Annotated in this window: 12 protein-coding genes; 3 read left to right on the top strand and 9 right to left on the bottom strand. The window is 49.2% G+C overall.

All coding sequences use genetic code 11. The features are described from left to right. Positions 1-119 precede the first annotated feature (119 nt). Entirely contained in the window at positions 120-506 is a 387-nt protein-coding gene (locus RIF36_RS22455; RefSeq protein WP_350118860.1) for a hypothetical protein, read from the top strand. Positions 507-811: 305 nt separating this feature from the next. Here RIF36_RS22455 and RIF36_RS22460 read toward each other — a convergent pair whose 3' ends face one another. The 6 genes from RIF36_RS22460 to RIF36_RS22485 form a co-directional block, all read right to left on the bottom strand. Continuing rightward, positions 812-2,098 carry a mandelate racemase/muconate lactonizing enzyme family protein gene (locus RIF36_RS22460; RefSeq protein WP_350118862.1) on the bottom strand — a complete coding sequence of 429 codons (1,287 nt, stop codon included), beginning with the start codon at positions 2,096-2,098 and terminating at the stop codon, positions 812-814. Positions 2,099-2,362: 264 nt separating this feature from the next. Then, complete coding sequence (locus tag RIF36_RS22465) at positions 2,363-3,316, bottom strand: RraA family protein (RefSeq protein ID WP_350118865.1); 954 nt, start codon at positions 3,314-3,316, stop codon at positions 2,363-2,365. A gap of 270 nt (positions 3,317-3,586) precedes the next feature. Beyond that, positions 3,587-4,021, bottom strand: a complete 435-nt coding sequence (locus RIF36_RS22470; RefSeq protein ID WP_350118868.1) for an SRPBCC family protein — start codon at positions 4,019-4,021, stop codon at positions 3,587-3,589. A 73-nt stretch (positions 4,022-4,094) separates the two neighbouring features. Further along, positions 4,095-4,664, bottom strand: coding sequence for a Crp/Fnr family transcriptional regulator (locus RIF36_RS22475; protein WP_350118869.1), 570 nt, complete (start codon positions 4,662-4,664; stop codon positions 4,095-4,097). 58 nt (positions 4,665-4,722) lie between these two features. After that, positions 4,723-5,166, bottom strand: coding sequence for a GNAT family N-acetyltransferase (locus tag RIF36_RS22480; protein ID WP_350118872.1), 444 nt, complete (start codon positions 5,164-5,166; stop codon positions 4,723-4,725). 9 nt (positions 5,167-5,175) lie between these two features. Beyond that, positions 5,176-6,744, bottom strand: a complete 1,569-nt coding sequence (locus RIF36_RS22485; RefSeq protein WP_350118874.1) for a sulfatase family protein — start codon at positions 6,742-6,744, stop codon at positions 5,176-5,178. 182 nt (positions 6,745-6,926) lie between these two features. Between RIF36_RS22485 and RIF36_RS22490 the strand changes: the two genes are divergently transcribed. Then, positions 6,927-7,892 carry a cyclase family protein gene (locus RIF36_RS22490; protein ID WP_350118877.1) on the top strand — a complete coding sequence of 322 codons (966 nt, stop codon included), beginning with the start codon at positions 6,927-6,929 and terminating at the stop codon, positions 7,890-7,892. A gap of 18 nt (positions 7,893-7,910) precedes the next feature. On the opposite strand, the gene RIF36_RS22495 is transcribed toward RIF36_RS22490, so the two are convergent. From RIF36_RS22495 to RIF36_RS22505, 3 genes are all read right to left on the bottom strand, one after another. Continuing rightward, the gene (locus RIF36_RS22495; protein ID WP_350118880.1) at positions 7,911-8,981 is read right to left on the bottom strand and encodes a lactonase family protein; all 1,071 of its coding nucleotides are present in this window, start codon (positions 8,979-8,981) and stop codon (positions 7,911-7,913) included. Positions 8,982-9,046: 65 nt separating this feature from the next. Then, positions 9,047-10,219 (bottom strand): alpha/beta hydrolase family protein, encoded by a 1,173-nt coding sequence (locus RIF36_RS22500; RefSeq protein WP_350118883.1) that lies wholly within the window; start codon positions 10,217-10,219, stop codon positions 9,047-9,049. A gap of 181 nt (positions 10,220-10,400) precedes the next feature. Next, a complete protein-coding gene (locus RIF36_RS22505) occupies positions 10,401-11,057 on the bottom strand; it encodes a hypothetical protein (RefSeq protein WP_350118886.1) in 657 nt (218 codons plus the stop codon). Between the two features lie 141 nt (positions 11,058-11,198). Between RIF36_RS22505 and RIF36_RS22510 the strand changes: the two genes are divergently transcribed. After that, the gene (locus RIF36_RS22510; protein WP_350118888.1) at positions 11,199-12,506 is read left to right on the top strand and encodes an amidohydrolase; all 1,308 of its coding nucleotides are present in this window, start codon (positions 11,199-11,201) and stop codon (positions 12,504-12,506) included. Positions 12,507-12,517: the final 11 nt, after the last annotated feature.

Below are 12,517 nucleotides of genomic sequence, written 5' to 3' on the forward strand. Positions count from 1 at the left end.
GAGCAGTTTTATACAGGCGAATGGTTTGTCCTGCGAGGCAAAGCTGGCGAAGGATAGGATGCAGATGAATCCATACTTGCTCAACGCAATTCTTTCAAACTTTTTGATGAACTTGGTGCATGGGCCTTACTCTCTTCGAATGGTTTCAAAAGCCTTTGTATCAGTTGTTGTTTTTTATACCACTCACCTTTATCGTTCTGGTACTTGTGAGGCCGGTAAAAGCAGACAATGCGTGGATGATCGCTGGTATCGTGTATGGACGCTTCATTGTAGTCAATACCGTGTTGATTGGTTTTGCAGATAAGCCGTGGTACTACTTTTTGATATCCTTGGGCTTCAGTGTTGCTTATCTTATTGCGATAGGCGTTTTAATACCCGCACTTATCAAAATCATGAAGATTGAAGGGGCGGAAGAAAGTGCTATGATCTTCCTGCTCATCATTTATCATCCGCTTGCCCTCATGTTGATGATGTTTTTGAAGTTGGCTTATTTTAAAGTGTTTTGACGTGTAGCGTAATTTGCCTGGGATATTAGGAGGAGGTTGTATCAAAGGCCCTAACATTTTAGCAAACGCACAAATTGAGATGACGTTTTCTTGCGTGAAGTAAAGAGGGCGCTCTTGCGCTGGCGGATAGAGCGACCTCTTTACTTGGGCTACCGTTGGCGATTTCCTGGTACCTTTCCTAATTCGAGCGTTATACTCCTGTTGCTCGCCATCTCATTTTGTGTGTTTTGCTGGCCCAAATATTTGGTCTCAATCTGACATTCTCCCCGTAAAGTTGGGCTTTTGATAAAGCCTCTTTTTCGCTTTTATTCAAAAAAAGGAATTCCCTTTGTGGCATATTTCTTCATGCCCTCTTCGTTGATCTCTACGCCAATACCCGGCTTGTTGGAAACTGTAATAAACCCGTTTTCAACCATTTCACCATCGAAAGTCACAATCTCTTTGAACATGGGATCCTTGTGAAAGTAAATCTGCCATTCCAGAATCATGAAGTTGGGCACCGAAGCGCAGACATGAGCGGAAGCCATGGCGCCCAAATAAGAAGCCACCATGTGGGGAGCGAAGGGCACGTAGTACAGATTCGCCAGGTTGGCAATGCGCTGTGCTTCGCCAAGGCCTCCCGCCTTTTGCAGGTCAGGCATAATGATGTCGACAGCACCTATTTCCAGCATGCGCCTGAACCCATAGGCCAGGTAAACATTTTCGCCAGCACAGATCGGCGTGCTGGTGGACTCAGTGATGGCTTTGTAGGCTTCCACATTTTCAGCAGCGATGGGTTCTTCCAGCCACATCATGTGGATGGGTTCGAGCATTTTGGCGACCTGCTGGCCTGTCACGGCATCGTAACGTCCGTGCATATCGGCACAGATGTCGATGTTGGGCCCCACAGCCTCTCTGGTTGCCGCCATTTGGTCGTACATTCTCTGCAGTTCTGCGGGGCTGGCTGTCCAGTTATAGCGATCATATTTGTTTGGGTCGTTGGCCTGGTCGAGGTCAAATTTGACAGCAGTGAAGCCCATGTCGACTGCTTCTTTGGCACTGGCAGCAAAATCTTCCGGCGTTGGGAGTCTCGACTGGTACAAAGCGGTGTCCATATACACCCGCACGCTGTCACGGAATTTGCCGCCTAGTAGCTGGTAAACCGGCACGCCAAGAGCCTTGCCTGCCAGGTCCCACAGGGCAGTTTCTACTGCTGAAAGCACGGCCACAAACATACCCGACTGGGCACCTTCAAAGAAGCCCGACTTGCGGATGTCTTCAAACAGGCGGTGTACGTTCAACGGGCTCTTGCCTTTGATGCGTTCGCCCATCATCTTCACGAGGTGGTAGGTGCCAGGTACGGCGTCGACACCTTCTCCACAGCCCCAGATGCCCTGATTGGTATGAATTTTCACGAACAGGCTGTGGCCGTTGCGGATATAGCCGCATTTGATCTCTGTGATTTTGAGGTCAGAGGGCATGCCGTGTTTCGGCGCTTTGTGGATGGCTTCTTCGTAGCCTTGTCCGTAGGTGGATAGGGCGGTTAAGCCAAGGGCGCTGGTGCCGAGGGCTGATTTTGTGATGAAGGAGCGGCGTGAATGAGATTTAGACATAGTGAGTGTGGTTTTTGAAAGTTTAATCGTTAGAATGAGATGCTAACTCTTGTCTGAGATATCCTTATCAAAGCGGTTTTGTCCTACGGCCGGACGGGCCGTTACTTTTTCTTGACAAAAAGTAACCAAAAGTCAATGAAAATTTAAACGCACAGGGCCTTTTCGCTCATCTGCCACCAAATTTTCAGCCCACCCTCCGATGAGGAGAAACTGGTCTCGAATCCGAGGCAGTAAGGAATCGGTAAAGATCTATTTTTCAGTTAATTACCAGGTTCTTGTTTTCAATAATTCCTGAATTTGTTCTTTTGGAACTGGCAGTTCGTCTATATGCTCATTGAGCCATTGCGAAAAGTCCTTTTCTATTTCGTCAGACCAGCGGGTGTCAATTTGGCCTGCTGTATATTTTTGCTCCCGTAGCCGCTGGTGACCAAACATATCTCTCAGCCTGACTACTTCGCTGATCTTTACTACCTTTTCTGCAAGATGAGGAGGGATAAAAAGTACGCCACCGTCTCTGCCAAGCACCACGTCGCCCGGCATCACAGTTGCCATGCCAATGCGGGTAGGTTGGTTGATGCCAACCAAAGTGGTATTAAGTGCTCCGTCTGGATTGTTTAAATGGTGAGAGGGGTGATAGGTACGAAAAAAGGAGGTAAAGCTGCCAATTTCCTTTAGACCATTGATGTCCCGGATGGCGCCGTCGTACACGATGCCATTGCCTGACTTGGTGAAGATAGAATTGCCGAGGTTGTCGCCAATCGTAGGGCCGTCCACATGGGCACCAAACTGATCCACCACATACACATCGCCTTTTACTAACATGTCAACTGGCCAGGAGTTTTGTGACTTGATTCGACCGTCCTGGTCATGACCTTTTTTGTCAAGCACCCGATGAATGTCAGGGCGACCAGGCATAAACGTGGCTGTGAGTGCTCGGCCAACCAATACACTATCTGGATTGATGGTCATCCAGCCGTCGGCATACTGGTATTTGTAGTTTTCATTTCGCAGCACTGCCCAGGCCTCTTCGAGGGTGACCAGCTTCATGCGTTTTAAAAGTGCATCGGGCACTTTGGGGCGCCCGTCTTCAAAGCGCTCACCTTTCCATTCGGGCGTAAGAAAGATCAGGTCTGCCTTGGAAATCTGCTGAGCAGAGGCCGTTATCGTTACAAGCAGGCACAAACATAGCCATAGCTGTCGTTTGAAAGTTGTGTTCATTTTTAAGTAGGTAGAGTGTCCATTAATAATAATAAAAAATTTGAACACAACCTACGAGGAATTGATAGCTGGTTAGCGGGTAACAAATGAAATAGCCATAAGGAATACCTTACCCAACGGACCGGCGTGGAACGATGAATAACCTGTCAGCAGACTAAGATCTATTCCGTAATGGTACGGGCTATTCCCGCTTCGGCGGCGGTTCGCCGAGCGACCGATCTGGCTGCTAAAAAGTAAATTTTATACACAGGAAATGAAAGAACCGCACGGTTACTTCTCGCATGCCTTTTTCATTGCTTCCAACCAGGCCATCATGCCCTTTTCAAGGGTTTTATTGAAAGAGCCTCTCAGCAAACTGGCCAATAATCCTTCCATACTCTCTTCCACGTTTACTTTCGTGGCCTGACCTACAGCTTCCAGCCTCCAGTTGTGAATGACGGAGATTCCCATCACTTTACCCGTCCAGCCGAGTTCTCTTTCCCGGTTAACGGTGTGGAGTGTCGAATGAATTTTTGTGCCGCCAGTTTTCCAGTCGAAGGATGTGCCCGGTGCCAGCGATCCGTTCATCGTTGCAAATGATACTTCCGGGTTCCAGGCAGGCCAGCCGCTGATCGATGTGAGAAGCTTCCATACCTGGTCGGCCGACGAGTTGATGATGATTTCTTTGCGACATTTTACAGGAGCGTTTTCGTTGATGCTTTTCATTGCTTTGTTGTTTTAAAGTACCTGACAAAGGTCAGGGCTAAACCAACACGTGCGCTTGATCTATATCAAGAAGTCAGGCGAGCGACTTTTTTCTTAACCGGCTCAGCGTTTCGGGTGTCATACCCAGCATAGAGGCCAGGTATTGCAGCGGCACGAGGTTGAAAAGCTCTTTGTTGAAATGGAAGAGCTGCTGATAGCGTTCGTCGGCGGTCATAGAGAGGTGTGCAACCACCCGATCTTCCAGTAAAGTAAAACATTTGGCAATGAAAAGTTTTTCAAGCTCAGTCCACCGGGGGATAAGCTTGCCAAGCTCACGATACCTTGCCTTGTCGATCACATACATTTCAGTATCAACCAGTGCCTGCATATTCCAGCGGGCTGTTTTGTCAAAAAGGAAGCTTGCCAGGTCCAGAGCGAAATAGCCTTTCGTAGAGATCCATTTGGTCACCTCCTTTTCCCCGGTGTCAAAGTATTCTCTGAGAATGCCCGATTGCACAAAACCCATTCGGTCGGAATAGCGCCCGGCATGGAGGTAGTAGTCTCCCTTTTTCAATGTGATCGGCGTGAACCACTCACTTATTTTGGCGGCGTCTTCGATGGTGACACCAAAAAAAGACTGGATATATTTTTCAAGTTCCGTCATGATAAATGATCGCCGGGTTTTGACGTGTTGTTTGTTGCAGGCCGATCAGTTGCCCAGTCTATCGTGAAAGCTCCATATGAACGATTGGATAGGGCTTTCCGGTGCCATCAAGTCTTGAGCGTCCGACAGCTTTGAAACCAAAGTATTCGTAGAAACTTTGGGCTTTGGGGTTCTGTTCGTTTACATCCACCCTGGTTGCATCCAATTTGTCAATCGAATACCTGATTAGCCTTCGTCCAATGCCACGGTTCATGTAATGTGGGTGGACAAACATCATTTCTATTTTTCCTTTGGCGACCCCCAGAAAGCCTACGATTTTATTGTCTTCGTTGCGGGCGCAAAAAAGTTTGACCTGGTCAAGGTAGCTATTTAGTATCAGTGGTTTGAAAAACTGGATATCTTCTTCGGTCAAAAATGTATGGCTTACCCTTACGGAAGCCTCCCACAGCGCAACTATGTTGGCGTATTCACTTTTGTGGACGATGTCGATGTAGTATGGCATATCCTTGTGTTAAGGCTGTTTTATAAAATTTACTTGTACCCATTCCCCTTCGTATGAATCGTTTTCCTGAGTTTCCCCGGCCGTGCTTCTGCCATTTTGAATATACTTTGCGAGCAAAGCCTTTAACTCAGCTACCTTTCCGGGCTGATCTGCTTCCAGATTACGCTTTTCTCCCGGGTCATTGGCTAAGTTATAGAGTTGTATGGCCGGAAGTCCGGCCATTGCCACCGAATCTTGCGGTTTTGGATCACTCCATCCACCGGAGTCCGGGCATAAGATAAGCTTCCACGGGCCCCGACGAATAGCGAAGCTTCCGTTTACTGAATGGTGCACAGTAGCTTCCCTAAGTGGCTCCCATGTCATTTTCTGCTGGAAAATTGGCAGCAGGCTGTAGCTGTCTTCTCCTTCATTTGGCGCCAGCTTGTGCCCTGCGATATCGGCACAGGTAGCCATCAGGTCTGTCAGGCAGATGGTTTGGCTGGAAACGCTGCCAGGCTCTATAACTCCCGGCCATTTGGCAATAAAAGGAATGCGGTGACCCCCTTCAAAGATATCGGCTTTGTAGCCACGAAAAGGCCCGCTTGGATAATGCCCTTTTGACTCGAGCAACTCAGCGTTGGCGTAAGGAGCAAAACCATTGTCGCTGGTAAAGACCACCAGCGTATTTCCCTCAATACCCGCCGTTTTTATGGTTTGCAGCAACTTGCCTACATGGTCGTCGATCATCATTACAAAGTCGCCATACGGGTTTAAACCGCTTTTTTCCTGCCATTCTTTTGTGGGTAATATGGGTGTGTGTGGCGACGGCAAAGCCAGGTACAAGAAAAACGGTTGGTCTGAAAGCGCACGGTCTTCGATCAATTCCATGGCTTTGTTGAAGTAATTAGGAGTGACCTCTTCATGAATGAAATCGGAGCCGGTAGGGCCTTCCCTCCACCATGAATACTCTCCTGTATTCACAGTTGTGGTGTCAGGGACTGCTGTCACCATGCCGTTTTCTACATACACATAGGGCGACATGTCGAGAGAGGCGGGGTGTCCAAATGAATAATCAAAGCCACGTTCTTTCGGGGAGTTTTTTACAGGTTTCGAGTAGTCAATATTGGCAAAGTCAACCGACCATTCATTCGTGTCAGCCTGATTGTTTTTCAGCCCCCAATCCCAGCCCAGGTGCCACTTACCAACAAAGGCGGTATAGTACCCATTTTTTTGCAGCATGGAGCCTACCGTGCTTCTGTCGTTTGGTATCAAGGGTTTTGAGTTGCCAACCAGCACGCCCTGCTTCATTTTCGTTCTCCAGCTGTACCTGCCAGTGAGGATGCCGTACCTCGTGGGTGTGCAAACACCAGAGCCGGAATGGGCATCGGTGAACATCATGCCCTCACCGGCCAGCTTATCAATATGGGGTGTGGGAATTTTACTTTGCTCATTAAATGCCGTCACGTCTCCATATCCCATGTCATCTGCCAGTATATAGATGATATTAGGCTTTTTTGACTCTTTAGCCTGCTCCACACAACCTGCCAGGGTCAGGAGTAATGCAAGTGTGAAGAGACTTATACTGAGGGGCTTGTTCATTAGGCTTGGTAAATAGTTTGGTGCATTAATATAGTCGAATTCAATCAAATTCTAGTTACCACATTTCATAAGTGCAATTTTTGATACAGATCGTCCTTTTACCCTGCCTATTTGGTGCATTGATCCTTCAAATAGCTAATCCTTTTTCGTAGCATTAGGTAAAATATTTAGCCCCTACAGTTATGAAACTACAAGCAAGACAACTCCTTTCTGCCGCTTTTCTGTTCACCCTATCGTTTACCTCATTTTCCCAGACCCGGGAACAAGGGCCCTGGTGGCCTCATCCGATTTGGGGAGCAGGTGATCAGGCTGGAGGATCCAACTGGATTACACCCGAAAAAGTACTGCAAGCAATGACGATGGTGAAGACAGGAAAGGTGTATGAGCTGGGGCAGCCGTATGAAAACGAGATGAGCATTCCTGATAATCGTAGTTACAATCTGCTTATTCCTTCATTTCCGACGTATGGGCCCGAGGGGAGAAACGGGCAGGTGTTCAACGACGAGTATATTGCCGGGTCCCTGGGTCAGGTAGGCACGCAGTTTGACGGCCCAGGTCATGTAGGCCAGCAGGTGAAAATGGCTGACGGCACCACCACAGAGGTTTTCTACAACGGCTATAGCACAGCTGATATGAAAAACCCATTTGGGTTGCAGAAGCTGGGCGTTGAAAACGTAAAACCGATTGTGACCCGTGGCGTGCTTGTCGACATTGCCGGACTGAAAGGAGTTCCCACACTAGCGGAAGGCTATGAGGTGTCGCTGGCTGACGTAAAGGCAGCATTGAAAAGACAGGGAATTTCGGAAGCATCGATTACTCCGGGGGATGCTCTTTTCTTCAATTTCGGGTGGTCAAAGCATTGGGCTTCCGGTTACGCCATGAAGGGAAAACGTCCGTTTGTAGGTCGTGATGCGGTGGAATGGATCATTACCAAAAAGCCCTGCATGGTAGGATCGGACGGCATCATGGATGGCGATGAACTGATAGCTCACTCGGAGCTTACCATGAAAAATGGCATTTTTAACCTGGAATGGATGACGTTTGAAACTTTGCAGGCCGACAAAGCCTACGAGTTTTTGTTTGTATTTACGCCTATCCGGTTCAAAGGCGCCACCGGCTCACCCGGGAGGCCTATTGCCATCAGATGACCTTGTTGTGTTCGCCGGCTAGTAAGTCCTCATTTTCAAACTGGCAGGCAGCTTTACCTTGACCTCAGTGGCTGTTTTGGTCAGCAGCCCGGTTTTCTTGTCCCTTTTGAACACAACGATATTGTTGCCAAACTGATTAGCGACAAGTAAAAAGTTGCCCGAAGGATCAATCACGAAACTGCGGGGGTGGTCGCCATGCGTCGATGAATGACCGATCAGTGTGAGCTTGCCGCTCTTTTGGTCAATGGAAAAAATAGCAATGGTGTTTTCTTCGCTTACCCTGTTCGACACGTAAAGAAACTTGCCGTCCGGCGAAGTATGCAGGTCAGCCCCACCGTAGCTCTCAAGCTTCTTTGAGTAGGTGGATTCTCTGCCGATGGCGGTCAACTTTCCTTTGCTATAAGTGTAGCTTGAAACCGTGCCGCTCAGTTCTTCTACGCAGTAAGCAAACTTTCCAGTTGGGTGAAACTCGAGGTGACGAGGGCCGCTGCCTGGCGTTGTGGTCACTGTGAGTTCGCTGCTGAAAGTAGCAGGCTTTCCGCTGTTTTTTTCAAATGCGTAGGCGAGGATCTTATCAGACCCCAGATCGGGTACAAACAAAAAGTTGCCAGTGGGGTCAAAAACAGCTGCATGCGTATGTGCTTCGTCCTGCCTGCCGGGAATAACACTTTTTCCTTCAATGTCGAAATGTTGAGCCGCCGGCTTCAGGCTGCCATCGTTGTTGCGCTCGAAGATGGAAACGCCTCCATCTGTGTAGTTGGCGCTGGCCACAAATTGGCCAGCGGGGTGCACCATGGCATAGGCAGGGTTTCGCCCGTCAACTGATTGTTTGTTGAGAAATGAAAGCTGCCCGCTGGCGGCGTTGAAGCGATAGGCTGAAACGTTGCCGGGTGTTTCAAGCTGGGTTTCCGTGCAGGCGTACACAAACTGGCCATCAGGGGCCAGGGTGAGAAACGATGCGTTGACTATATTTTCTACCTTACTGATCTCCTTTAAAGAACCGGTTTCGCTGTCGAATTCGAAAACATACATGCCCGTGCCGGGCACCTTTTCGGTATAGCAGCCGACGAAGAGATAGGTTTTGTTCATTTTTTGGCTAAAAGAAGGTTGGGAGAAAAACAAAACTAACAGAAGAAAGGAGCTTAGGTATTTCATTATTGTCCGATTTTTAGATATTTCATCACGGCTTCGTCGTCCCTCAGGGCGCCAGAAGGGCGTGGTGTTTTATCTGTGAAAACTTTAAGATCATCTGCTGGCAAAATGGTTACAAAACTCTCATTGTAGCCATCCTCATAGGGGAGATTGGCATAGTTAAGACCAAGATGTTCAGCAAAGAAATTGTAAGCGACGATCCTTTTCGAAACCCCGTAGTCATGCTTTTCCCCTGCAAAATGAACGTTGTTGACCAGGTGCTCTACTCCATAGGCCTTGTACACACTTTGCACGTAAGGAAACTCTACCATCGGTGTGTTCTTCGTCCAGTCGGCACCGTCCGACACCATGAGCATAGGCCTGGGAGCGCAAAGGGCTGCTACTTCTACATTGTTGGTTTGGAAGCTGGCCGTTTTATGAACCGGCATGCCGCTTTCGCAAACGCAGCCACCAAAAAAATGGGCCGACACCTGCACCACAGGCACAGCCACTTTTATCCGATCGTCAATGGCGGTGAGCATGAAGGTTTGTGTGCCGCCTCCGGATGCCCCAGTCATCCCAATCCTGGACGCATCCACGTCGGGCCGGGAAAGCAGGTAGTCAAGCACCCTTTTGCTGTTCCACGTTTGCAGGGTCATGGCAATGGGCATTTTGTGCGTTACCTGAGTGCTTTCAGAGTACCCTACCATATCGTACATAAACACAATGGCCCCCATTCTGGCAAGAGCGGCGCACCTTCGCTGCACAGGAACAGAAAACCTTGCATCGGGGAAGTGACCGTGTGCACTTAAGATGGCGGGGTGCTTACCTGCTTTTTCGAGGGGGCGGTATAGATTTCCCGTCACATAAAAACCCGGGAAGCTTTGGATGGCAATGTTTTCCACGATGTAGCCATCCATTTCCCGTGTATTGGTAATGATGGTTTTGAATCCATCCTTTGGCACGGGCATTTTTTCGAGTTGCAGGCCTTCGATGATATTTTTTCTGATCTGTGCCGCTCTCTTTTCCCAGGAAGCTTTGTCGATCCATTGGGAGGCAAAATCTTCCATCTTCACTTTGGCTTCGTCTTCTGTCCAGTAGTGGCCCTGGCAGAGCATGGACTCCTGTGCTATGGCTGCTCCGCCGATCATTAAACCGACGAAAAGCAGTAATAATGCTTTGGTGATGTGCTTCATACTAAAAGTGGGTGGTGTCAACTATCGAAGATAGCTAATAATTGAAACACAATCTGTCCCGGGAATCGTTTTGTTTCGATCAATTCCTTAAGCGGCTATTTGAAAACACTTGCAGAATTTTGGGCTGTATTATGTATTGTCCTTACTGCCCGCTCGGTGGATTGGGCGCTGAGTTTGCTACTCACTCCACCTTTATCCCGTTATTCACACTACCCCGGCAATCGTCCGCCCTGATATAATACTGCATGTAAGGCACGTCGTAGCTCGTTGGATAGATGACGACCGAGGTAGCCTCTGTTTCAATTACGTCCAGGTAGGCGGTGTTAAAGGCATCCTGAACCACCAAAAAGTATTTGCCTTTGAATTTCTTGTCTGGATTCTCCCATGTGATGGTCAGCGGGGCAGCCGAGTCTTTATCAATAGTGGTCATGAGCTTGCCCTGAATTTGGATGCGACTTGCATCGAAGCCGCCATTGGGTGCGCCAGGCACAACGATTCGCCTATAGGAAAACTTGCAGTTGCCGATGCCCTTGTTGAAGACCACTACCTTGAGGCTGTCGTGGTGGCGGTAGCGGTAAGAATGCTGCCTTTCCAGCACATCCAGGTCATGCGTTCTCGGCCCCAGTACCAGGTCGAGCCGGGATTCCACATCCATTTCCAGGCTACCGCCTTCCTTCACCAGCACGGTTTGATAGCGGCTGATGGCTGCGTTTGTTTTGATGCGGTTGCCGTTTTGGTCGAAGGCTTTTTTGGCGAGCATCACCCGGAAGAGCTTCGGTTGAGCCGCCACTGCAACAGATGAGAAGACCAAAAGACAAAGAATCAGGAGTCTGGCCATGGTTGTAGGTTGAGTGAAAGATAACGAAAAACACCGGCAAATATTGAATTGAGAACAGCGAGGGCTCTTAGGGTAGGCCCTTTAGGCAAATTTCCCTTTTAGTTGTACTTTGACACCCTTAGCTCACTTAAAACCAAGAAGATGCACTGCAAGCAAAGTCCGGCCATTACGCTACTGTTTTTGATACTCGTCTCACTAAGTGCCTTTGGGCAGAAGGGAAAGAAGGACTTCCAAAATGAGATTGACCAAAAAACGGCGAGCATTGACTCCAAGGTCATATCGTGGTATGAGGATATTCACCAAAATCCTGAGCTCGGCAACAGGGAATTTCGCACTGCGATGCTTGTGGCCAAACACCTGGAAAGGCTCGACATCGAAGTAACAACCGGCATAGCCCACACAGGCGTGGTGGGTATGCTGAAAGGTGGGTTGCCCGGGCCGGTCATAGCCATCAGGGCCGATATGGATGCTTTGCCTGTAGTGGAGGAGGTAGACTTGCCGTTTGCTTCCAAAGTACGAACGACCTACAACGACCAGGAGGTGGGCGTGATGCATGCCTGCGGACACGACGCTCATGTTGCCTGCCTCATGGGTGCTGCCGAAGTGCTGGCCGGCATGCGCCAGCAGCTGAAAGGCACCATACTCTTCATCTTTCAACCAGCAGAGGAAGGGCCTCCGGCAGGAGAGGAGGGCGGCGCTGAGCTGATGGTGCAGGAAGGTATTTTTAAAGACCTACAGCCGGAAGCGGTCTTTGCGCTCCATACCGATGGGCGGTTTGATGCTGGCACCCTGGCCGTTCGCCCCTATGGCATGTGTGCCGGGGCTGATCAATTAGAGATCATCGTAAAAGGTAAGCAGTCGCATGGTGCGTTTCCGTGGCTGGGCAACGACCCCATCGTTGTTGCCTCGCAGATTGTGATTGGCTTGCAGGTGATACCCAGCCGTCAGCTGGACATGACCAGGGCCTTGTCGCTTGTGACCATTGGAAGCATTCAAGGCGGAGTGAGAGGCAATATCATTCCCAACGAAGTGCGCATGCTGGGCACTATCCGCACATTTGATGCTGACATTCGGGAAGACTTCCACCGACGGATCCGTCAAACGGCACAAAACATTGCAGAAGCTTCAGGGGCCACTGCTGAGGTAATCATTTCAGGCAGCAGCCCTGTGACTTTCAACGACCCTGAACTACTGACACGAATGACGCCAACGCTGATAAGGGTAACGGGCGAAGGAAACCTGATCACTCCGTCGGTCGAAATGGGTGCAGAGGATTTTCCCTACCTCACCCAAAACGCCAAAGGGCTGTACTTTTATCTGGGCGTACGCACACCGGGCAAGGAAATAGAGTCCCAGCATTCGCCCACTTATTATGTAGACGAATCTTCTTTACAGCTGGGGGTGAGGGCACTCAGCAGTTTGGCGGTGGACTATTTGAGCGGGAATTAAAAAAGGCAGCC

The organism is Imperialibacter sp. (genome assembly GCF_040222815.1).
Classification (GTDB): Bacteria; Bacteroidota; Bacteroidia; order Cytophagales; family Cyclobacteriaceae; genus Imperialibacter.